Source organism: Moorena sp. SIO3E8 (genome assembly GCF_010692445.1).
Taxonomy (GTDB): Bacteria; Cyanobacteriota; Cyanobacteriia; order Cyanobacteriales; family Coleofasciculaceae; genus Moorena; species Moorena bouillonii.
Genome location: NZ_JAAHHM010000102.1, coordinates 1 through 24,379 on the forward strand (window position 1 = coordinate 1; position 24,379 = coordinate 24,379).

A 24,379-nucleotide genomic window follows, 5' to 3' on the forward strand; every position below is an offset into this window, starting at 1 on the left:
CTTTTTTTGAGAAGACATCATGCCCTCAGCTGGTTCACTGTTACCGTGCTCATTGCATCCTCAAGGGATGGGGGTTAGGCATAGCCTAGTTGTGAAGAGTGTAATCGGATGAGCTGAGCATCGAGTGGGTCAGCGGTTCATCCTTCTGTTTCACCATTATCCGCAGCTGCTCAAGCATTTCTACCGCGCTGCACTAGTTGCATAGAAATTGAGCTTTTAATAAAAATATTTCTTGATAAATAGCTAAAAAATAAAAATCAGATCACCACCCTAGTGATCTGATTGGCTGTTGGTTTACCATAAGGAGGACTAGCTTCCTGTCTAGAGAAGAAACCCTGGCTCTGTGTCTCGTCTAGCTGGCAACTTACATTTTAAGTATACCATTTAATGAAAAAAATTTGCAACTATTTTTTCAAAGAAATTATGACGAAGGCTCCGTAGTTGGATTGTCTTGGGATTTTGACAGCTTCTGTAAGTACTTAATTTGAGTACTCATTAATACACTGCCAGAACGGGATTGGACAGCATGCCACAGGTGTCCCCCTAAGAACAAGAGTCCCAAGAAAAACTGAACATTTGCTGCTACCAGACGGTTAGAACCGTAAAATTCAGTGGGAAAGACCGTAGTGTTGTTAGCAACAAAAGCAGCAGACACAAAAGCCATAAACGCTAGAGACCCTAAACTGTAGGAGAGGATTGCTTCTCCTTCAATCTGGAGGGCACTCCTAGCCCAGTTAAATGGAGTGGAGACAATATGCCAAATCCCGCCACCAATACACATCATCCCAATCCAAATATGACCACCAATGACATCTTCTAAATTATTGACAGCTGCCATTCCAAGAGGATTCCAAACCCCATCGACAATGCCAAAGAGATAACCAAAGATAGTCACTGGGTTAAGAGTTGGGCTGGTAATGATACGTACATTGCCGACAGCAGCGTCATAAATGCCACCAAAAACCATTGCCTTGGCTACCAGCAACAACGCACCCACACCTAGGAAAATCAGATGATGTCCTAAAATAAAGCTGAGCTTCTTGGGGTCAGTCCATTCATAGTGGAATTTAGGGGCGCGTCCAGTGCCATCTTTCAAATTTGCAACACCACTAAAAACATGAAATAGACCACCTGCACCCAAAACAGCGGATGCAGCTAGATGCAAAATGCCAATCACAAAATAGGGATAGGTATCTGTGACCACACCACCGGGTGCGACACCCCAGCCTAAAGTAGCTAAGTGAGGTAACAAGGTTAATCCTTGCTCGGACATCGGCTGACCAGGGACAAGCTGGGAAATTTCCGCTATGGTAGTTGCGCCTGCCCAGAACATAATCAAACCAGCGTGAGCAATATGAGCTCCTAATAATTGACCGGATAAGTCCCTAAGACGGGCATTACCAAGCAACCAATCCGGATTAGTTCGTGATGGAATACTATTTGTTGTCATGAAAACTGAGTATATCTCTATCTAAAACATAAATTTGGTAGAGTGCTACTCAGCAGCCCAGGAAATTTTTGGTTTAGTAGGTGTTAGATTGATTGGACAGCAGCTAACACCTACTATCTAGAGAGGGCTGCTTTTTACTAGCTAATTAATTCAAGCCTTCCTCAAATTTCTTAAAGTCAACGCCGATGGAACGCAATGCATGCCATAGGTGACCTTGAAGAAAGAAGAAAGCCAGGAAGAAGTGGGCATTCGCCAACCAGCAGCGAGGAGTGTGGGCACCCAAAGGCAACTCAATAGTGTCGGCAAAATATGGGGAAACACCAAGCTTAACCTCTAAGGCAGGACCATAGAATTCGACGGGATAGGCTAGGGTATTAACTGCGCAGAAGTAAGCTGCTACAAATCCTGCCAGAGCAATACCGCCGAGAGAGTAGGAAAGAACCGCTTCTCCCTCGAAGCTTACGAGATTCTTTGCCCACTTCAGTGGTGGGATGAGGATGTGCCAAATACCACCACCAACGAGTAGCAAGCCAACATAGATGTGACCGCCTACCAAGTCTTCTAAGTTATCCACCGAGGCAAAATGGGTTTGATAGCCATAGATTGCCAATGGATTAAGATTTGGGCTGGTAACGAGCCTGACATCATGAATGGTGGCATCGTATAGTCCGCCAAAGTACATGGCTTTCGCGGCCAATAACAGAGCGCCTACTCCTAGAAAAATGAGATGATGCCCAAGAATAAAGCCTAACTTCTTAGGGTCATTCCATTCAAAGTGGAATTTAGCGGCACGACCACCAGCATCTTTCAATTGCGCTGGGCCTTTAGTGGCATGGAACAGAGCACCCGCTCCCAGAACAGCCGAGGAGATCAGGTGTAGAACGCCAATCACAAAATAGGGGTAAGTATCCACTATCTGACCGCCTGAGCCTACACCCCAGCCCAAAGTAGCTAAGTGGGGCAGCAGAATCAGCCCCTGCTCACCCATTGGCAGGGTGGGATCATACCAAGAAATTTCAAACAGAGTAAATGCTCCAGCCCAAAAAACGATCAGGGCTGCTTGGCCGACATGAGCAGCTATAAATGTGCCAGACAAGTTGGCTAGGCGGGCGTTACCAGCCCACCAGTCATATTTAACCTCGGGATTACCGTATGTTTGCATACTCGATCCTTACTCGATCCTTAATTGCTTCATTGTTTCACCACCTCCTGTTTAGGGTTGAGGTGAAATCACATGAATCGATTGTGCAGCATTAGGGAAGCAATTTAAAGTAACTTGCAATATTTTGTAATATTTATTGCGAATTATTAGCATTTCTAGGATTCAAAAATTATCTAAAACTCTTGTCTATAAAAAGTTACAGGGATTTAAGCTAATCCAAAATTACCCAAAATTGTTGTCAACGCCTATCATCAGTTTTTATTTTATAAATAAGTTTTATCATTAGTTTTTCTAATAGTTGGCTAAAATGCTGTTAAAATAGGAATATATACTGCTGTCAGTCAGTTCAAACTTGACTTATAGATCTGAGCTATTATTGAAATCGTACAATTTAACTATGATTTAGTAAAACTTAGGGCTTAGCCACCTTATACACTACAGATAGTAATTTTTTATCCTGTTTAGCGCTATATTTATGGTTTAGTAACGGACGGAAGTGTCAGTGGTCCTTGATCTAATGGCCTATGGGTCTAACCACCCTTATCGGTTTAATGTCATCACAAATTCTATAATAGACCCTTTGGTAACACTTGACAAATTTTAGCAATACGTATAATGTCTATCCTAGACATCTTCTCTTATGTCTGATTACGAGCCATAATCGCGGCAGAGATTATATTTACTACTCTCTGCCGCGCTTTTTGCTGGTCGTTGACCGGAATAGGCATGATCGTCTTAGGTGGTATTAGGCATAAGTAGGATTAAGGGCAAAAACCATGAACTCAAAACCCAACAGCTAACACTGTGCCACCGTGCCACCGTTCCCTAAACTTCGAAACCAACGGGTATTTCTAAAACCTTTGCTGCTTTGACCAAAGCTCTCCGGAACCTATAGCCGACGTCCACAATATCTTTTCGCTGACTAATGTCGAGAGAACTATAGGGTTGAGCTGCAACTTCGCCCTGGGTGAAGTAAGGTTTAAGCTTGCCTTTGGCTGCTTTATAAGCTGCCTTAACCTCTTGATCCACACTGGGGTCTTTGTCTGCCACTTTTGCTGAATAGGGAGCATACTGGCTGAAAATTCCGATCCAGTTATCTGAGAAGATTAACAGGCTCTGATCCGACCAAGTTTCTTCTTCGCCACAAATCTTCTTGGCTACTACTTCTGTCGCCAAAGCAATCATCCCCTCAAAGTTCAAGGTGGAATTGAAGTTCTGCCGCTGATCTAAATCTTTGATTAGGGTTTTGACGCTCTCGACTAACTCTTTAGCAAAAGGAAGCGCTGCTTTCACGTTCCCTTCCCGGTACAAGAGAACTTCGATCCGGTGAAATCCCTTAAATTCTGGGTTATCCTCCCCGCCATCAAAACCAGAGGGGCGAGCATCAATATCCCGGTCAGTGTCTTCAAAGCTGGCTGCGTAGGTTTCAATTTGCTCGTAAGGAGGACGGGCTTTGACATAGGCGTCTTTGGCATTTTCCAAATTGCCACTGCGAATTGCTTTCACTAAGTCTTCGACAAGGGGTAGCTGTACTTGAGCTTGTTGTCGGAAATACCTTAAGCCCTGATCAACCTCTGCAGCATAAGGATCCCTACCAGCTGCTGCAATTAACTCCTTGCTTGAACCAGGGCGAATTAGACTAGAAGCCGCTAGGGTGCCTAAACCACCCACAGCAGCAATTTGTAGTATTTTTCGTCGATTAATTGTCATGGGGTTAAACTTGAGAAAGATTCTTTTTTAGCTTCGATTATTATAGTAGACCTTGATCAACTTGATAAAAATATTTATCGATAAATTAAACCTTAAAGATGTGATGAAGAGATTGTGAAGAGGTGCTTAAGACACAAGTATCCCATACCACCCAAACAAAATGGCAAAAAAAAATTGGCAAGTCAGACTAGTGTCAATGATCCCAATTCTGGAAACTACGGCTACTCATCAATTTCATCAGCCCATCTCCCGATCTCCCGATCTCCCGATCTCCCGATCTCCCGATCTCCCGATCTCCCGATCTCCCCATCTCCCCATCTCCTCATCTCTTTATCTCCCCATCTCCCCATCTCCTTATCTCCCGATCTCCCCACACCTCCCACACTTCCCACACCTCCCACACCTCCCACACTTCCCGTTTGACCCTGAGGTAAACAACGTACCCCTGTGGGCTACTCCCTGCTCCCTAAAAGCAACGCCTATCCTAATCAATCAGACGAAACACTTTCTTCTGCTTTTGAGGAGGTTGTTGTGATTGTTCTTGCTTAATTGTTTCTGGGTTGCTAGAAGGCTTCTGAGACTCTTTTGGCTCAGTTGATTGGCTAACTTTTGGTTTTTTCTCAAATACATTAACTCCTGCACCTTCTAACTCAATTACCCCTTCTGGAGACACCCTGGCGATCTTTCCACTCAAAGCCGCTACCCAATCAGCAAAGCTATCCATCTTTTCTACTTGCTTTTTGAGGGTCTTGCGATTAAGTTCTGCCTGAACGGTTATGCCATTGTCACCAGTTAGGAGTAAGGTAACTTTCTTGCCTTGCTCCGGTAAATTGGGTCTTTCGGTAAACTTGACGGTGATTTCGGGTTTTCTGCCTTGAATCATGATAACTTCATTGGGTTTAGTTTTAGGGCTTGGTTGAGGTTGATAGTCAGTTTTTTCTTCGGAGTAATGTGAATAGAAACTTGAGTCTTCTAGATTTACGTTAACTGGATGAGCTTCCTCTATGTGGAGTTCTTCCCCTACTCGTCTACAAAAAAATTCCCAAAAATCATCCTTTTCTGCTGGTTGTGGCAAAGAGCCCTGGAGTGTCAACAAAAAAGGCTGCCATGGATAAGTTTTGGCTTTTCCTCTAGGAGGCAGGTGATTGCGTTCTACATACACCACCACCGCTTCTGGCTTGACATCGTGAATTAAACCACGAACCCGAAACTGATCGACTCTTTCGTCACTGGGAGAATGACGTAGAGTAGTTTTCCCCTCTAGGGGAATAAATTTTTTGATTTGAATTTGAGCGAGTTTTCCTGCCTTGGTGATGCGGAAATATACTCGCCAAAGATAGACTTTTTTCTCACCAAAAGAGGGGTTGGTACTTAATTTATTCCACAAGGGTTGGTGCATATAGGCACTGAAGCTGATTCCTTGTTTGAGAACAAGAGTTCCTTTAACTGACCGATTAGGCTCTTGAGATGGGTTTGGGTCAAATCGCCCAAACAGATAGCCCAGAGCCGAAAACTCGGTTGGACGACTAGGAGGGGTAAAGGGGACAACAACTTCCATGGGATTGGGAATGAAGGAGCCATTATATTTTAGACTATCAAATCACGGCAATCAGATGGACTTAACTGCTTGTGTCTTACTTCCGATAAGTTCCTACTGCTGTGGAGGTTGTTGACGAAAAAGAGCTTACTCCCTGTTTTCAGCAGGAAAGGGAAACCCTGGAAAGCAAGGGGTCCGAGTGATTGAATCTGTCTAGGAATGGGGGTGACGAGGGTGTGCGATCGCCTTTTTGGTATTCAACCAGGATAACGTTGGCTCTACCAGCTATGCTAGGTTTATGTATAATTTAATACATTTTTTGCCATGGAAGCAAAACTTACAGCACTTTTCAATAACTATTTCTGGTTTAGTCCTATAGTTGAGTAGATTAAAATTGCTAAACTATAAGATAATAATTAATTATATAGCATTTTTAAACCAAGGGATAAATGCTATAATACAAACAAATATAGCAATTATCATAGCTATGAGGTAAACAATTTCTGGATTTTAGGGAACAGGGAACAGGGAACAGGGAACAGAGAAGAGAGAAGAGGGAATAGGGAATAGGGAATAGGGATGGGTTGCATCAAGACAGGGAATCAACGTCAAAGAAGACTGTACCTCATAACTGTGATAAACGCTATAAAACATTATCATCACCACCCATGCTCACATGATCACATTAGGTTTTATTCCAACACTTTTATTACTCCCTTCTCAAGGGAATTAATAAGCGCCCATGTCAATTTTTATCAAGTCAATCACCGTAGAGATTCCCTCTTTAGTTTTCAAATTCGTAAACACAAAGGGTTTATCTCCTCGCATCTTTTTAGCATCCCGTTCCATCACCCCCAAATCGGCTCCCACCTGAGGTGCCAGATCAATTTTGTTAATCACCAGCAAGTCAGACTTGGTGATTCCTGGTCCTCCTTTACGAGGAATCTTATCCCCAGCAGCCACATCAATAACGTAGATCGTGAAATCTACTAGTTCTGGACTGAAGGTTGCTGCTAGGTTATCCCCTCCACTTTCTAGGAACACCAAGTCTAAATCAGTAAACCGATTTTCCAGCTGTTCAATGGCTGCCAAGTTCATCGAGGCATCTTCCCGAATGGCAGTATGGGGACAACCCCCTGTTTCCACACCCAGAATGCGATCGCTTTCTAGGGCCTGACTCCTAACTAAAAACTGGGCATCTTCCTGAGTATATATATCATTGGTGACCACAGCGATTTGATAAGAGTCTCGCAGGGCTTTACACAATGCATCTAATAGAGCAGTTTTCCCTGAACCAACTGGACCAGCAATACCAACACGAAAAGTACTCATGTTAACTAACTTAGAGTTAATTTCAATAGTGTAGTTTATTTATGATCATTAGCCATAAAAAAATTGTTAATTGCTACAAATTAACAATTAACAAATGGTAATTGGTAAGTTTAGATTTTTATTATAGCGTTTTCTAGTGACGATTAAGGAGTCAAGGCACCGACTTGCTGTAAATCCAAAAGAAAAATTTTCTGAGTAGATGCTTCGTTTGGTATAACAGCGGCATGAGATATCATCTCCAGAACACTGGCCTGACGGTAAGACTTCGGGATAGGTCGCATCATGTCTTCGGGTAACTCGACCACATTAGGCAGATCATCCACAAAAATTCCCCAGAGTTCGGAGTCCCTAGGACGAATAATGACTAAGAACCTTTGCTTAGGGCTTCGGTCAGGTAAACTACCATCGCCCAACTGCTGATGTAAATCCCAAATTTTAATGCTATGCTTGCCTAGCTGAACTAATCCCATAGTTTTCATCTCCCGGCTGATTTCAGTGGTCAAATTTACCACTTTAATAACATCTATAATCGGGAGACATAGGGAATATTCAGCAATCTTAAAAACTATTAATTTGTCTAATTGGAAATTATTTAACATCACATTTTTATTAAAATAATTTGATATTTTTTATCCTTAAAAAATAGTATTTATTATCTGTTTTTTTAAGATAATAAATACTATGAATAAATCATACAGTAATAATTACCAATTCCTAAACTTTTTCAGGATATAGCGTTGATTATACTTATAAGGTCTAGTCTTTCTTCCCCCGACTCCCGACTCCCTACTCCCTTATTAAGGGTGAAATGGGCTCAACAACATCGGTTACTGTTGTCAACAATTTGTGTTCTAAATAGGGCTTAGTGATATAAGCCTTTGCCCCCAACTGTTTAGCAATCAAGCGGTGTTTATCGTTACTGCGGGAGGTGAGGATAACGACAGGAATATCTACCAAAGCTGGGTCTTGCTGACAGTGTTTGAGAAACTCAAAGCCATTCATGCGAGGCATCTCAATATCACAGATTACCAACTGTATGTCTGTCTGATGCTGTAGTTGCTCAATACCTTCATAACCATCCTGGGCTTGAAACACGTGATAGCCATTCTTTTCTAAGGTCATGGCTAGAGTTTGGCGCAAGGTGATGGAATCATCTACCACGAGTACCTTGGGCTGACGTCTGACCCAGAACGGTTCAACCGTTGAAGGTGGAAGCTGCTTTACTGAAAGGGTTTCCATCGCTTGGGTCCCTTGATCTGGGCCTAAACTTTTAACCTTCAATGTGCCAAGCTGTAACCTTTTACTGCGATCGGTCTGTTGGTCAGATAGGTACTGGATCAATTCAGTGCCATCCAGTACCAATGTCAACCGACCATCGGCGAGAATACTGCCCCCATTGATATAGGGGGGTGGCACAATCATTGTCCCCAAAGGACGAATCACCAACTCCTGGTCTCCCAACAGTTGGTCTACTTCCAGACCCACAAGCTGATCCTGGTAATGAATTAGAATTATTGGTCTGATCGTCTGAAGAGGAACAACAGGCTGATGGGGATGGGTGACCGAGAATGGAGAAGCCACAGAGGAATAATCTAGGACTTGCCCAAGTTGGTAGACTTTAACCAGTTGCTGATCTCTCCCGGTACCCAAGTAGAGAACTTTGCCATCTTCCCAACTTCGGAGCTGGTGTTCCTCAGGAATAATAATTTGGGAGACTTGATCAGTAATCAAACCATAAACTTGCTTCCCAGCCTGGCACAGAAGTAATTTATCTATGGTTAAACTCAAGGGAATTTGTAGTCTAAATCTGCTGCCTTGGTCCGGAGAAGAATCAACCTGGACGGAACCCCTCAGAGCTTTGACCTGGTTTAGGACAACATCAAGACCAACACCACGTCCAGAGAGGTTATTCACCCCAGAGACAGTGGAAAAGCCTGGTTCAAACAACAAATTCCTCAGCTGAGCCTCACTGAGATTATTACTCTGTTCAAAGTCTATCAGTTCACGTTCTACTGCTAGTTGGCGAATCCGTTCAAAATTCAACCCTGGCCCGTCATCAAAAACTTCAATCACCAAATATCTGCCCCGATGGCAAGCACTGATTTCAATTAATCCCTTTTCTGGTTTGCCCTGTTGTTGCCGTAGACCAGGAGTCTCAATGCCGTGGTCAAAAGCATTACGCACAAGATGCAGCATGGGGTCGTACAACTTCTGGGCAACAACTTTATCCACTAAAACATCATTACCAGAGATTTTTAGCTCTACCAGCTTATGGTGGGAAGCTGACAACTGCTTGAGGACAGGGGGGAAACGACTAAATATTTCCCCTAAAGGCAACATCCGGGCGTCCATCAAGACATCACGATGGTTGGTTAACAACCGACGTTGTTGTTCGAGAGTTTTACTGGATTGGGTGCTGAACAGCTCAATGTCATGGGCAGCTTCAGTTAATTGAATAGCGTCTTCTAGAACTGACTGAATCAGAAGCTCGGGTGCGCTATAACGTTTTAGTTCCAGGTCATCGAAATAGTCGGTATGTTGTTCGCGTAGCGTGGCCTTTTGGCCAAGGTTAGTTGGTTGAAAGTTGCTATGTTGAAAGTTGCTATGTTGAAAGTTGCTATGTTGAAAGTTGGCAGGTTGAGAGCGTAGCGTGGCCTTTTGGCCAAGGTTGGCCGTAGGATTGGGGTTGGTAGCAAAGTGTTCCTTTAAACCTTCAACCTTCAACTTGCTAAGCTGCAACGTTTTTTCTGCCCAAGGGTAGGAAGAAAAAGCAAGATTTCGGTCGGTAGCTTTGTTTTTGTTTAAACCTTCAACATTCAACTTGCTAACTTGCAACCTTTGCCTAATCTGCTTTTGTTGGGTCAAAATAAACAGGCGGTCGTACCAATCTTGGAGTTGCTCTAGAACTTGCTGATGTTGGTCGATACGATCAAGGAGTACTCGCACTGCAGCCAGCAGTTGTTCATTTTCGAGCAACTGGCGGTTTTGGTTGGTTAGTAATTCCCCAATTGTGTAATTCAGGTATTCTAGATGCTCAATATTTATCCGCACAGTACCAGATAGATCCCTAGATGATGGCGTGCTGGGATGTTGGTTGGAGGGAGTTATGGCGAGATGGGAAGAGTTTAGAGGGGCATTTCTAGCATTGCCTATGGGCGGGATGATCTCGTCTGTGATAATTTCGGGATCTTGTCGTTGTTCTTTTTTTTGATTATCTGCATCAATCATCCCCATGTTGTGCAAAACAAAATTTTTTTCTGTGGCGATTTCTTGATCAGGTGAGGCTATCTCTCCATCCAAGACATCTATCTCTGTTTGGTTCGACCTCTGCAAGTGTTTACTTTGATCAGAAGTTTGCTGATCTAGTGTAGTTGATCCTCCCCAGATCATTTCCACAAGCTGGGACCGTTTCCTTGTTTTAGATTCTGGATCAGTAACGGAAGAATTATTAACAACACCTTCTACTTCTTCTAGTCCGGGCTCAACTCGATTAAGGTCTTGTTCTTTTCCGTTGCCGAAGACAGAAGATTGATTTTGAATTGTGAATTGTGAATTTTGACTTGAAGACCTAAGGTCAGCTAGTTGTTGCAGAGCTATAGAAGGTTGACCACCTTGAGTCCTATCCCCTTCTAGCACCGCTGCTTGTGCTGCAACGAAATCACACAAAGCGGTCTTGGCAATGGTGACCACCTGATCGGGATGGTTGTCTAGGGCTGCGATCGCATTTTTGGCAATAGCGGCAAACCCTGGTAGATTAAGGGATTCCCCTAAGCCCAAGAAAACCTCTGCTTGGTTGCGAACTGTGATGCTGATTTCAGTGGGATTGTGACTATTTAGGGCAGCTTGGATTACGTCTAAGCCTTGGCTAACCCCCACTTCAAAAATGGACTGGGTGACGTCGAAGCCCAATTCTAGTGAGGTGGGCAGATGGGATTCGTGACCAAAACAGTCCCCCAGCTTCTCTTGGAGTTGGGCAACAACAGCAGCAGTTCGATTTTTGATTTCGGTGTCATCGATTTGCCCCCCTGTGAGTTCAGCGGTCAGAGGTAGGCGGAGACACTCATAAGCTTGAAACAGTAAGGCTTCAATGTCTGGATCAATGGACAAGTCGGGGTTAAACAGAGCTTTAAAAACATCCTCCAAGGAGTGAGCGACAGTGGCAATTGTTTCCAAGCCAATGCTAGCTGCTGCGCCTTTGAGGGTATGGGTAGTGCGCATCAAGTTGTTGACTTTATTGATGCTATAGTTTTCTGACAAACTCAGCAAATCCTCTTCCAAGACTTGCAGCAGTTCCGGTGCTTCCTGGAGAAAGTAGCGATAGCTTTGCTCACGAATTTTCGGGTCATTAGTCATTAGAGCAGTTGTCAATTGGGTGAGGTATTTTATTCTTAGGGAGTAGGGAGTAGGGAGTAGGGAGTAGGGAGTAGGGAATCGGGAATCGGGAATCGGGAATCGGGAATCGGGAATCGGGATAAAATAAAAAAATTATCTCTACCTGATTATACTAAAAAATGCTCGTATTATTAGTTATTTTTTATTAAAACTAGCAAAATTTTTAATAAAAATTTTGCTAGTTTTAATAAAAATTTTGTGCATTGAAAATGTCTATAGCCTGAAATCAAATAAAAAAGATATATCCCAGTCCCCTTTAGCATGCATGCAAAAGGCATGCATGCTAAAACGCATTTAAAATGAATTTTAGCAAGGCAAATGACTAATCAACCTTGAACTGGTCAGCACTGGCTTGAAGATTCTGAGCCATGGCTAGGAGTTCTTGGAAAGACGTAGAAATTTCCATGGCATCGGAAGACGTTTTGTTGGCAATTCCTGCAACTTCAGTCATGGTAGTGGTCACGGATTGGAACTCTTCGGTCTGTACCTGGGTGGCTTGGGTAATACCCTCTACAAGCTGGCTGATTTGGCTGGTGGCTTCAACAATGGCATTGAGAGTGAGACGGGTATCTTGTACCATTGCGGTTCCTTGGGCAACCTGTTGAATACCTTTATCCATGGCTGTAGAAACCTCAGCGGTACTCTTCTGGATCTCCTGCACCAACTGCTCGATCTCAGTGGTGGCTTCGGCTGACTGACGGGCTAGAGAACGCACCTCATCGGCAACAACTACAAAACCCCGTCCATACTCACCGGCCCTTGTGGCTTCAATGGCTGCATTCAACGCTAGCAATTGGGTCTGATTCGTAAAGTTGCTAATCAGGTTTACCACCCTCGAAACCTTCTGGGACGATTCGCTCAGGCGCTTGAGCCGTTTGCTGGTTTCGGCCACTGTCTCCCGGATTTCGAGAATTCCATCTACGGTACGGTTCATGGCGGCATCCCCTGCTTGGAGGGTTTGGTTAGCGGTTTGGACTGCTACTTCTACCTGTTGAGCACTCTCACCTACAGCTTCTGTAGAATTAACCATGGTCTGGATGTTCTCTAAGGCTTGACCGAGAGCCATAAATTGCTGCTGGGCTTGGGCTGTGAGCTTGGCAATGGAGGATTCCCTGTCAACAGACGTTTGGGCAACTTTCCTGGAAGCTTGCTGGACTTGAGTCACAATCCGGCGCAGGCTTTGTAAGGTGTTGTTGTAGGCATCAGCAATGGTACCTACTTCATTGTTGGTTACCGGAGCTCGGACGGTGAGGTCTCCTTCTAGAGCTGGTCGCACTGCTGAGAGCAACTGCATGACCTCCCGCTGTACCGCTTCTTTGTCGGCTTTCTCCCGTTGTGCGGCATCGGTCAGCTGCTGGGACTGGTTTTGGATTTGTGCGAGATACTCAGCCTGTTGCAGGGCTGCCCCCACTTGCACCGCAATCTGAGCCAGGGCGTTGAGTTCAAACTCTTGCCAGTCACGAGGACCAGTATTTTGGTAGGTACCCAGTAAACCCCATAAGGTTCCTTGTATAAAAATCGGTGCCAGCATATAAGCCTTAACCTCATATTGCTCTAAGGTTTCTAGGTAACCGTCAGAATAACCAAAGGTGTAAATGTCATCAACGGCCACGCTTTCACGATTGCGATACCGACCTCCCTGGGTGTCTTGTAGATAAGTATCGGGCCAGAAAGCTTCCATATCCGCTCCCACCCATGGTAACCAACCGGTGGCAACTGCCTCAGCCACAAACTCACCAGTCCAATCTCGATTGAATTGATAGAGGGCGACGCGATCGCATTTGAGCAGCTGCCGGATTTCTTGGGTTGTGATACGATGGATTGTATTTACATCCCGAGACTGAAACAGCTTACCAACTATTTTGGTTACCCCCTGAGCAATTTGAGCCGCTTTGGTGAGTTGGGTAGATTGGGCTCGTAACTGATCTAGGTAATGGGATCGCTGCAAGGCTAATCCCAGGGAATTACTAATTTGGAGCATGAGGGTGACATCGGTATCAAGCCACTGACGGGGTCCCGTATTTTGGTAAGCCGCCAGCAGCCCCCAGAGCTTGTCACTTTGGAAAATTGGCATAATCAGATATGCCCTGGCTTGGTATTGTTCCAGAGTGTTGATGTAGCAGGGAGCGAAACCCATGGCATAGATGTCATCAACCTTCTTGAAGCGGTCACCTCGGGCGAACTCTCCACCCTGGGTTTCTTGCAAGCAGGTATCAACATGATTACGAGAATTAACACTCAGGGCTGTAACGGTGCAGCGCTCAGAAGCCGTTGTATCCACCTTCAGGCGGTCGTCTCTTTCTTGTTCAGTGATTAGGGAAATCCAGCCAGGGGCAAGCGATTCAGCCACAAACTCACCACTCCAGTCGGAGTTGAAGCGATAGATTACTACCCGGTCAGCTCCCAACACTTGCCGCAACTCTTTGGTAATACTCTGGAAGATACTATAAACATCTACAGACTGGGACAAATGGTTGCTAAGGCTTGCTACTACTCGCTCCCGCACAGCAGCTTGGGCAAGCTGGTGAGATTTGGCCTCCACTTGATCGAGGTAGCTCAATTGCTGTAGGGCTACCCCAAAGTGCAGAGCAATCTGCTTGGCAAAATCAATCTCATTCTCCTCCCATTGACGGGGCTTACTGCATTGGTGAATGCACAACAATCCCCACAATAATGGTCCTTGAAGTAGGGGGACAACCAGATTAGCCCGGACTTGGAACTGAGCCAACAGCTCAATATGGCAATCGCTCAGTCCGGCATTGTACACATCAGCAACTGCTTGCACACGTCCTTCGGTATAGTGAGGGGCATACTGTTCACCAAAGCAGTGGTCGTTAACTTTGGTTCCTAGCATGGCATCGTAGCCTGATGCCACATCCTCAGATACCAATTCCCCATCATCAAAGCCAGAGTTAGGGTAAAACTTAAATATACCTACCCGGTCAACCTGAAGAAGCTTACGAATTTCGATAGCAGTTGTCTTGAAAATGGTATCGAGGTTTCGAGACTGACGGATCTTGTTGATGATTCCAACTACCGCTCGCTCCATCCGTGCGATTTTAGCTACCTGGGTGGATTTTGCCTCTACTTGCGCCAGGTACTCTGTTTGTTGTAGGGCAACTTCAAAGTGTAGGGCAATCTGCTTGGCAAAATCAATCTCATACTCCTGCCATTGACGGGGCTTACTGCATTGGTGAATGCATAAAAATCCCCACAGTTGAGACCCTTTACGCAATGGCACCACTAGGTTAGCCCGGACTTGAAACTGAGTTAGCAGCTCAATGTAGCAATCGCCGAGGTCCCCATTGTAGATATCAGCAACTGTGTGTACTCGCCCTTCGACATAGTGCTGGGAATACTGTTGACTAAAGCAATGGTCGTGAACCTTGCTACCGAGGATAGAATCGTACCCATTGACTACATCTTCAGACACCAACTCTCCATCATTAAAACCGGAGTCAGGGTCAAACCGAAACAGACCCACCCGGTCAGCCATCAGAAGCTTACGAATTTCTATGGTTGTGGTCTTGAAAATGGTATCCAGTTTCCGAGATTGCCGGATCTTGTTGATGATTTTGACCGCTGATTTTTCTAGGTCTGCAGCCAATAGGAGTTGCTTGGATTTTGCTCGCAGTTGCTCAACATACTCCGTTTGCTGGAGGCCAACCCCAAATTGTCGGCCCATCTGAGCCAGTATACCCACCTCGATTTTCTGCCAGTGACGAGGGCCATTGTTCTGGTAAGCTGCCAGTAAACCCCACAAGGTTTCCCCTTGCAGAATCGGTACAATCACATAAGCTTTAGCCTGAAATTGCTCCAACAGGTCAATGTGACACTGATCGTAATTAACGTTGTAAATGTCATCAACGGCTAAGGTTTCATTGTGGCGATACCTACCGCCTTGGGTTTCCTCCAAATAGGTATCGCGCCAGACTTTTTTAATACTCGATCCAACTAACGGTATCCAACCATGTGCCACATCCTCAGCCACAAACTCACCACTCCAGTCTCGATTGAAGCGATACACAGCGACGCGATCGCACTTGAGCTGCTGCCGGATTTCTTGAGTAGCGGTCTGGAAAACACTGTTGATGTCAGAACTCTTAAGTATTTTATCAAGCAAGCGACTTGCTATTTTTTCTCCCTGAACAGCAATATCCAGTTGCTCCGATTTCTCCTGTAGCTGGGCTGTAATGTCCAATTGTTTGAGAATACTACTGAGACGGTCACTGAGTAATGACAGCAGCATCACCTCACTATCAAGCCAGCGCCGAGGGCGAGAGTTCTGGTAAACGGCGAATAAACCCCAGAGGTGTTCACCATTAAAGATTGGGGCTATAATATAAGCCTTGGTCTGATATTTTTCTAAGGTTTCAATGTAGCACTGAGAAAAACCAGCGGCATAAATGTCGTCAACTCGCTCTACCTGCTGACCTTTGAAATAGCTGCCTCCTTGTGTCTGCTTTAAATAGGTATCGGTAGTAGGGCTGGCCACGGATCCGATTTGCTTGACGGTACAGCGCTTAGAGGACAATATATCGGCTGATGTCAGGTTAGGATTTTGCTTTTGGTCTTCGAGCAGCCTCACCCAAGCATCTGCAACTGACTCAGCCACAAATTCACCACTCCAGTCTCGATTGAACCGATAAACCACTACCCGATCCGCCTTCAAAAACAGGCGCAGTTCGTGGCAAATGTTGCCCAGGGCAATCTCCGGTACATTTGACGGCGCAATTGTGGCCAAGATTTGAGCCAAAACCTTTTCCTGCTTCACCTGCTCTCGCCGTCGGGTACTAAATTCCACTGGCTGTAGACTTAGCCTCAGTTCATTAACAACTTGGTAGAGCAGACTAATGTCAGCTTCCTGCCATTCCCGAGAACCAGAACATTGCTGCACCACTAGTAAGCCCCACAGTTGCCCATCGAGCAAAATCGGTAGACTTAGGCTGGCTTTGACCTGGAATCGTTCTAGCAGTTGGAGTTGAAACGGACTCAAAGCCCGGTCATTAATATCATTAAGGGCTACAAGTTCCTGTTGCTCGTAGGCTGAGCGATTCAATGCTCCAAAAGCAATCACCGGCAGGTACTCCCCCTGGCTGGGAGTATAGCCACCCACCATCGACTCAACTAGCACCGTACCCCGATTCTCGGACTGGAAGCGAAAAATCAAGGCTCGGTCTACCCGTAAACGCTGACTAACCTCAGTCACGGTGGTTCTCAACAGGGCATCACTAGTTTCTGCTTTGCGCATCTGAGTTGCCAGGTGGAATAACCACTGCCGCTCACCCTTGCAGTGTTGCTCAATATCCACGGCTAGGTGAAACTGAACCCCGGTAGGTGTCCCCTTGCCATTGCCATTACTCGATGATTGATTGAGTTGGGACTTAGAACTGAGTATTTCCTCAGATTTATCAAATTGTGGCATAGTTATAGTTTCCTTTCTTGATGCAGTCGCTCCTGGGGAGGGGCTGCGTGCGGAACCTGCGTCCGCACCTTGAAAGCCCCGTGGAAACCCCCTTTGGCCGACTGCATCGCTTTTTTCAACATCTGATAATGGTAAAATTGCCGACCATGATGGCATCTCAGAGGCAATCGAGTCGGTAGTAACCCTGCCAATAGACTGTTCAATGGGCAGAGTGAGTGACGAGCTTGTCAACCAGTCATAATTGATTTGATGGCATTGATTTGGTTGATCAAAACTCCTGATGATTGCCCTGATCAATTGCCAGATCTCGGAGGAGGCTAAGTCGAAAAACCTCAAGACTCTCCTCCCCAAGAGTCCCCTCGTTGATGTGTCTGCCATAGGGGACATTGAGTAATAGCCATGACATCCAAAACTGCACCGCCATCCCCAGGTAGGTACCCCAGGAGAAAAGGCAATAGCTTAGGAGGAAATAAACCAGGAGTCGGTGGCTGGAGTTGCTCCAATTCATGTAACTCAATATCATTAACATGGGATACCACCAGACCCAAAGACTGGTCATTGACCTGAACTACTATTGCCACAGGAGATACCGAAACTTGCCCAAGCTTCGACAGAGGTGGATAGCCAACCAGCTGGTTTAGGTCTACCAACCAGAGCATTTCTGAACGCCAATTACCAATTCCCAAAATGCAACTGGGCATTTCCGGCACCAGCAGAACCTCCGGCAGATTCACCCTGATAATTTCTGTAATCTGCTCTAGGGGCAACAGAACACTGTCATCTTTGCCAAGAGGAAAACGCAGCAACCGCACTCGGGTTTCTGGGGTTAGTGGATCTAAGTTTAGTAGGTCAAGATTTGTTTGTGTTACCGCTGGGTCAAGGGAGTTCAACATTACCTAATACCTAATACCTAATACCTAATGCCTAATGCCTAATGCCTAACAATTGCTGGATTGTTTGTATTAGTTCTTGCTGGTCTATCGGTTTAGATAAATAGGCATCAGCTCCCAGCATCGAACCCCAGAGTTTGTCGGCATCAGTTCCTTTAGTTGAGCAAATCACCACTGGAATGGTTTCGGTGTTGGAATTAGTCTTGAGTTCCCGGCACAGTTCAAACCCGCTTTGTCCTGGCAAAATCACATCAACAATCACCACATCTGGTTTCTGGGACTGGAGTTTGATCTGGGCATCCTCACTACTGGTGACACTAACTACGTTGAGACCAGCTTCTCTGAGGTAACAACTTAGAATCTCATTTTCTGTCAAGCTATCTTCAACCAAAAGGACTGTAGTCATAATTGTTTTTTTTATAAAAGTTATTGATATTTTTTATTAATTGTAACTTTCATTTTTGTAACCTATTTATTTTAACTAATAATTAGTTAATTAAATTAATAATTATACACAATGAATTGTGATGATTTTTTATCGTAAATTCCCTACTCCCTACTCCCTACTCCCTACTCCCTCCTTCCTGTTCCCTTTACTAAAGTATTAAAGTAAGTAGTCAACTGGACAGGATATTACGACTAACCCCGAGATGCCTCTGGAGAATTGTCAATACCTTTGACCGAGTAATAGGCTTTGCTAAAAAGTCTGTAGAACCGACCATCTTGGCCCGCACTCGGTCTACAATTCCGTCATTACTGGTGACCATAATCACTGGCGTGTCTTGAAACACCGAAACCCGACGAATTTGTGCACAGACTTCATACCCGTTTAAAACTGGCATCACCAAATCCAAGAAGATCAGCTGTGGTTTATGCTTTAGCAAGGTCGGCAAGGCTTTGATAGGGTCTTGAACATTGATAAATCGATAACCAGCATTGGCAAGAATTTGACTCATGGTCAGCCGATCGATTTGGCTGTCTTCGATATAAACTACCAAGGGACTAGCTGGTAATGTCTGAATTGGCCCTCCTTTCCTTCCGGTAGTTTCTGGCATTGGGTTAGTGGCTTTATTAAAGTGAGTATCACAGCGGAAGTCCCCAACCTCGATCAGACCCATCACCTGTACTCGGATGTAGGGCATGATTGATTGGGCCAGAGCCAAAAGATTCTGTTTCAACGTCAAAGCTAAATCCCTCAAAGTGCGATCGCCATCCACCAAGGTAGTCAGGTTATGGTAGGCCAGTAATGAGGTCTGCTGTCGCAATTTGTCAGCATCCCAGATCACCGGAGCCAAAGAAGGGGAAATAGTTACCAAACCAGCCTGTTGCCAAGGCTCCCAAACCTGCCTTGCCTGTTGCCAAATTTGATCAGCTCGAATGACTACCAACCTTGAATCAAAGGTTGAATCAGAGGTTGAATCAGAGGTTGAATCAGAGGTTGAATCAATAGTGTCTTGAGGAATCTGCCTGTAAGTTAATTGCTCTGATGAAGCACAGCGGAGTTGTTCCTGCCGTTGGATGATATCGAAGAGTATTTCCGTACAGTTGCCAGCAACAACCGACCTCATCTGTTTTAGCGGTACTTTCCCCTGTCTGACTAGTTCTGCTAGAGATGGGTAATCCCAATACACCGGCTGAGCCGACGACCCCTGACACACAGGAAATGCTGATAGTTCTGGGCAGTGTACAGACAACTGCCGACACCAACGACGAATGGGATGCATTTTACTAGCACCCCCAGTCAAACGACCCAAGTGAAAAGAAAGACTCCACTGCTGACCTTGGGGATCTTCAATCTCCAACCAACCAGTAAATTGCGCCTTTGCGCAAGCTTGAATCTGTTGTGCCAGTTTGTCGGTGGTCAATACTTTTTGAGTCGTCATTGGTGTCTCTATGGATATATAGCAATGCCACTAGTAATTAGTAACTATTAACTAACAATTAACAATGAATATTTAACAAGTAATAATCCTAGTTTTTTAGCGCCTATATTAGCACGTATATTGTTAATAGTTTATGTTTAAATTAATCCCTAATAGGTAATATTGTGAATTATAATATTGTGTATAGTTTTCAGAACTTACCCAGCCACTATATTTGTATAGTGTTTACAAAATATCGGGTTTTTCGCCCAGTTTTTCGTAAGTTATGGTTTTGGTGAAATGCACCAAACTCGTAATGTTAGCAGACAATTCAAGCTAGGGTTGTGGAGATGCACCATGATCGAGTTTCACTAACCATCAGCAAAACTCGGTTAGCCGAACTGAAGGTAAATTAGTACCTGACTTTGCTTAACTTTACCTTAATTAAGAAGGGTGATTTAACTAAAATTACCCGAAAATTAACGAAAGTTTGGCTGCCTTAATTCTAACTCTATATTAGCATTAAAATCCGGCTAATTATTAAAATACGCTAATTGTCGTAGTATATAGGGTTTTTATCTAGGTTGTAAACAGACTTCTTGCAAAAAAAGGCATGCAGGCAAGAGGCAAAAGGCAAAAGGGGCAAGAGATACGGAGTTTTATTGTCTAATAAAAAAAGACCATTAAGGTTTACATCTCAAATACAAACGCTATACTTTTATAACATGCAAATGTGGCAGATATCGGTAACATCAGCCAAAAAAAACCAGCTAACTTTATTAATCTTTTAAAAAAGAATTAATAAAGTTAGCTAATGCACTAAGCGCACGCTACTTGAGGTGCCATTGGCCTATGGCCACCCTACACCGAACAGCTTTTGAATAAAATAAGCTGACCACTGACCGCTGAGTGCTGAATGCTTACAAATGATTATTAATTTTAAAAAGAATTAACTACGAAATAATCGTGTGTACTGAGTTTCGTGAGCCATACTTGCCAGGGCTAATCCCCAGCCACAACTACTTAATTTTTCATCCGTCAAAGTTAAAACATCTTGGGTGCTCAGAGTAAGTCTATGGTTGAGTCCTAGTAGTAGCTGTTGACCAACGGTTTGACCAAGGGGAATCAATTTGACGCCAGCACCGATGACATTAGATGCCCAGCTATGTAAGTAACCTAAGACTGTGGCTGTAATGTCAATCTGCCAGTTAGCAGCCCCAATCCCAAACGCGATCGCATAATTACAGGGTTGACCCACAGCTGATGCTACATCTTGTAGAGAAATGACATTTTGTTGAGAAGACCTCTGGCCAAAGTAGTTTTCTGATCCTGTTTGGGTGAATTCTTGTCCACTGTTCCCTGTTCCCAGATCCGCTGTTCCCTCTTCTGAAAGAAGTCTAATGGTTTCACTGGGTGGGTGCAAATCCAGCAGTAACCGCATCAACGAGTTACCCATCTGCCAACTTTGCGATCGCAATTCAGAAGTTTCCTTAGCAGCACTTACCCAAGCATTCCAGTAGTTCAAACCATCTAAATCCCCTTTGCCATAACTTTCGTAAGCTCGCACCATAACATAAGCCTCTAATCGAATGGCTCCATAGCACAGTTGATGCTCTAGCCACTGGTGCAGAGTAGTCTGATTGTGAATCACACCAATATCAACTAACGTTTCCAAACCCTCGGAATAGCCGTAAGCACCCACTGGTAGTACGGGACTAGCCAGTTGCAAAAGATTCAACAAAGAATTAGGGACTAGGGGATCTAAATGCATTCTTGCTTGTTGCTCATTGCCATAGTGCACTGTCTGTACATCATATAGTGCTACGGGCAATGGCATTGGCAAGAGGCATGCATGCTAAAGTTGACTACAACAGCTTTTGTTGCTTGTATCAATGTCCTTTGAATCCGTAGTGCTATACCTAATCGGCATCCCACGCTCCTTCAGGATTGGATAAGAGACCGAAGAGGGAGAAGAGGTACCAGTAACAACTTATTAACACGTTTCTCCTGATCGAGATCTGCTCGATCCTGTCATCCATTACATCCGTTAAACCATCTCTTGCCCCTCTGGCAGTTAGGACTTACCCCCCTAAATCTACATATAGTGTATTTTTTTATATAAAAACACTACATATATGGTTTGTGGCGGCTATCCACATAACTCCTAAAAATTTCCAAAAAAAGTTTGCCCAAACCCTTGACACCGCGTGTAGTATTTTTGTAGTATAAATACAGAGCGGACAGGAAAGAGTCAAAAAGCTCGAATCCCAAAGCTTACACGGAACCTTGACAACTAAATATGTAACATACCTTTTGATTCATGTTTGGATATAACTGTGTTTGCTCATCACGTGGGGATGGACCCTTGGGTTGATTCCCCACAGAGTGAACCCAGAGATTTATCTAAAAGATTGATCTAAACTCCAACGGATAAACTGCTCAAGTCCTGGGGCTGTAGCTCAGATGGTCAGAGCGCCTGTCTGTCGAACAGGAAGTCGCGGGTTCGATTCCCGTCAGCCTCGCTCTTTGCAGTCGCTTTTATCGGTTGCAGGTGCAAATCCTGCTCCAATCAGTGACTCCAATCAGTGACCTAGCAGCGTAGCTCAACGGTAGAGCACCTGGCTCATAACCAGGAGAGTGCGGGTTCGAGTCCCGCCGCTGCGACCACATACGGAGATGGTGTAACTGGCAACATGACGGTCTCCAAAACCGTTGATCTGAGTTCAAATCTCAGTCTCCGCGCTCCCGTGCCGTAGGCAAATTTGGTTAAGCCGCTTGCCTTTCAAGCAGGTGATTGCGGGTTCGATCCCCGTCGGCACGATGAATGCCCTGTAGCTCAGTTGGAAGAGCAGCGAGTTGTTAACTCGATGGTCGCGGGTTCGATCCCTGCCAGGGCAGTCAGGAGGGGTTTCATTTTTATCCTTTGTATCCCCCGGTAGCTCAGTTGGGTAGAGCGCTCGCCTGAAAAGCGAGAGGTCGTCGGTTCGATGCCGACCTTGGGGGACTGTCACTTGCTATTGCAAGTGCTAAATGCCGGATGGACGATTGGCAAGTCGCCGTGACTCTGAATCACGGAGAGCGATAACTTAGTTGAGGATTTGCAGTACAATACGGTACTATAAGTATGTCGTTAACTGTAGTTAAGTGACTAAGTATCTCAAGCTAAGAGTTGCTGCGGATTATCTAGGCGTTAACGTCAGAACGCTAGAAAGATGGGAAAATCAAGACATGTGTATGGACTAATAAAATACGAAACTCAAATCAAGAATGACCCAGACTTATGCGACGAGCATATCAAACAAGATTAAAGCTCAATAACAGACAAAAGACCTTGATGGCTCGACACGCGGGCTATTATAGGTGGGTTTGGAATTGGGCTTTAAATATGTGGAATGAAGCCTATAAAGCCGAACTCAAACCTTCGGCTAATAAGCTGAAAAAATTTTATACTCATCATGTTAAACCTCAATACCCCTGGCAGTCTACCTTAAGCTCTAGGGTTTATCAATTTGCCTTCAGGCACTTAGGAGAAGCATTTAAACGCTTTTTTCAAGGCGTGGCTCAACATCCGAAGTTTAAGAAAAAAGGTAGAAATGATAGCTTTACCTTAGATAATTGTGGAAAAGTCATGGAGTTTTCAGGAACTCGATTAAAACTACCTTTTATTGGATGGGTTAGCACTTATGAACCACTGCCAGAAATCCAGACGAAGCGGGTGACAATCAGTCGAGTAGCCGATTCTTGGTATATTTCTGTATCCTACGAGTTTGAACCTAAAGCTACTGTGAAATCTAGAGAACACCTGGGTGTTGATGTTGGAGTTAAAGTTCTGGCTACTTGCTCGGATGGAACTGTGTTTCCTAATCCCAGGGCTTATAAACAAGCCCAGAAAAAACTGGCTAGACTTCAACGAGAACTTTCTAGAAGAAAACTAGGTTCTGCTAACAGAAATAAAACCAAGCTAAAGCTTGCGTTAGCTCATCAAAGCATTGTTAACATCCGCAAAGATACAATCCACAAACTTACCTCTTGGCTTTGCAAAAACCACGCAGTCATTGGATTAGAAGATTTAAATGTTTCCGGTCTGTTGAAAAACCACAAGCTAGCGGGTGCGATCGCTGATTCGGCATTCTATGAGATTCGTCGTCAACTCGAATATAAATCCGAGTGGTACGGGTGCCAACTGGTATTTGCAGATAGGTTCTATCCATCAACTAAAACCTGTTCAAGCTGTGGTCACATTCAAGAAATGCCACTGAAAGAACGAGTTTTTAATTGTGAGGCTTGCGGTTACACCGCTGATCGCGATTTGAATGCAAGTCGTAATTTAGAACGATACGCCGGGGGCTACCTGGTTTGAGCCTGTGTTAGTGGGAAGTGCCGACACCCCACGCAATCCCAGTTATCTGGAAGAAAGCAGGAAGGGAACTTTAATACGGTTTGAGCCGTGTTGTGTAAGTTTTCCGTAGCAGGTTGGTTCGAGTCCAACTCCGGGATACTCTTAAACCGTCATTAATCGGTACAAAACCGGATAATACGGTCAAGGTGCAATTTATTGTTGCCTGAGGGAGGGGTGGTCATGCAGTAATTGGAGTCAAACCTTCCACCCGTCTGTCTAG

At 44.7% G+C, this 24,379-nt stretch carries 15 protein-coding genes and 6 tRNA genes; 7 read left to right on the forward strand and 14 right to left on the reverse strand.

The genetic code is table 11. The features are described from left to right. Positions 1-421: 421 nt before the first annotated feature. The 14 genes from F6K46_RS28990 to F6K46_RS29055 all read right to left on the reverse strand — a co-directional run bounded on the left by F6K46_RS28990 (position 422) and on the right by F6K46_RS29055 (position 21,531). A complete protein-coding gene (locus F6K46_RS28990) occupies positions 422-1,450 on the reverse strand; it encodes a chlorophyll a/b binding light-harvesting protein (RefSeq protein ID WP_293063921.1) in 1,029 nt (342 codons plus the stop codon). A 145-nt stretch (positions 1,451-1,595) separates the two neighbouring features. Then, complete coding sequence (locus F6K46_RS28995; protein ID WP_075898843.1) at positions 1,596-2,612, reverse strand: chlorophyll a/b binding light-harvesting protein; 1,017 nt, start codon at positions 2,610-2,612, stop codon at positions 1,596-1,598. An 825-nt stretch (positions 2,613-3,437) separates the two neighbouring features. Next, positions 3,438-4,322: an EfeM/EfeO family lipoprotein gene (locus F6K46_RS29000; protein WP_293063925.1), complete on the reverse strand. Its 885-nt coding sequence runs from the start codon at positions 4,320-4,322 to the stop codon at positions 3,438-3,440. Between the two features lie 221 nt (positions 4,323-4,543). Next, on the reverse strand, positions 4,544-4,732 hold the full coding sequence (locus F6K46_RS29005) for an isopentenyl pyrophosphate isomerase (RefSeq protein ID WP_293063928.1): 189 nt from the start codon (positions 4,730-4,732) through the stop codon (positions 4,544-4,546). A 74-nt stretch (positions 4,733-4,806) separates the two neighbouring features. Next, positions 4,807-5,880, reverse strand: coding sequence for a hypothetical protein (locus F6K46_RS29010; protein WP_293040413.1), 1,074 nt, complete (start codon positions 5,878-5,880; stop codon positions 4,807-4,809). Between the two features lie 489 nt (positions 5,881-6,369). Continuing rightward, positions 6,370-6,519 carry a hypothetical protein gene (locus F6K46_RS29015; protein ID WP_293063931.1) on the reverse strand — a complete coding sequence of 50 codons (150 nt, stop codon included), beginning with the start codon at positions 6,517-6,519 and terminating at the stop codon, positions 6,370-6,372. 69 nt (positions 6,520-6,588) lie between these two features. After that, entirely contained in the window at positions 6,589-7,191 is a 603-nt protein-coding gene (gene ureG, locus F6K46_RS29020) for an urease accessory protein UreG (protein WP_293063934.1), read from the reverse strand. Positions 7,192-7,334: 143 nt separating this feature from the next. Then, entirely contained in the window at positions 7,335-7,790 is a 456-nt protein-coding gene (locus F6K46_RS29025; RefSeq protein WP_293063937.1) for a chemotaxis protein CheW, read from the reverse strand. Between the two features lie 187 nt (positions 7,791-7,977). Next, positions 7,978-11,559 (reverse strand): hybrid sensor histidine kinase/response regulator, encoded by a 3,582-nt coding sequence (locus F6K46_RS29030; protein WP_293063988.1) that lies wholly within the window; start codon positions 11,557-11,559, stop codon positions 7,978-7,980. A gap of 346 nt (positions 11,560-11,905) precedes the next feature. Beyond that, on the reverse strand, positions 11,906-17,008 hold the full coding sequence (locus F6K46_RS29035) for a GAF domain-containing protein (protein WP_293063997.1): 5,103 nt from the start codon (positions 17,006-17,008) through the stop codon (positions 11,906-11,908). 332 nt (positions 17,009-17,340) lie between these two features. After that, positions 17,341-17,901, reverse strand: a complete 561-nt coding sequence (locus tag F6K46_RS29040; protein WP_075898851.1) for a chemotaxis protein CheW — start codon at positions 17,899-17,901, stop codon at positions 17,341-17,343. 31 nt (positions 17,902-17,932) lie between these two features. After that, complete coding sequence (locus tag F6K46_RS29045) at positions 17,933-18,304, reverse strand: response regulator (protein WP_293064004.1); 372 nt, start codon at positions 18,302-18,304, stop codon at positions 17,933-17,935. Positions 18,305-18,515: 211 nt separating this feature from the next. Then, on the reverse strand, positions 18,516-19,781 hold the full coding sequence (locus F6K46_RS29050; RefSeq protein WP_293064007.1) for a response regulator: 1,266 nt from the start codon (positions 19,779-19,781) through the stop codon (positions 18,516-18,518). Between the two features lie 928 nt (positions 19,782-20,709). Then, the gene (locus F6K46_RS29055; protein ID WP_293064013.1) at positions 20,710-21,531 is read right to left on the reverse strand and encodes an urease accessory protein UreF; all 822 of its coding nucleotides are present in this window, start codon (positions 21,529-21,531) and stop codon (positions 20,710-20,712) included. 677 nt (positions 21,532-22,208) lie between these two features. On the opposite strand from F6K46_RS29055, the gene F6K46_RS29060 reads away from it, so the two are divergent. The 7 genes from F6K46_RS29060 (at position 22,209) to F6K46_RS29090 (ending at position 24,120) form a co-directional block, all read left to right on the forward strand. Beyond that, positions 22,209-22,282, forward strand: a tRNA-Asp gene (locus F6K46_RS29060). A gap of 70 nt (positions 22,283-22,352) precedes the next feature. Beyond that, a tRNA-Met gene (locus tag F6K46_RS29065) sits at positions 22,353-22,427 on the forward strand. 4 nt (positions 22,428-22,431) lie between these two features. Then, positions 22,432-22,502: transfer RNA gene (locus F6K46_RS29070), tRNA-Trp, on the forward strand. A 4-nt stretch (positions 22,503-22,506) separates the two neighbouring features. Next, positions 22,507-22,581 (forward strand) — tRNA-Glu (locus tag F6K46_RS29075). A 4-nt stretch (positions 22,582-22,585) separates the two neighbouring features. Continuing rightward, positions 22,586-22,658 (forward strand) — tRNA-Asn (locus F6K46_RS29080). 31 nt (positions 22,659-22,689) lie between these two features. Further along, positions 22,690-22,764 (forward strand) — tRNA-Phe (locus F6K46_RS29085). Positions 22,765-23,040: 276 nt separating this feature from the next. Next, entirely contained in the window at positions 23,041-24,120 is a 1,080-nt protein-coding gene (locus tag F6K46_RS29090; RefSeq protein ID WP_293064010.1) for an RNA-guided endonuclease TnpB family protein, read from the forward strand. Positions 24,121-24,379: the final 259 nt, after the last annotated feature.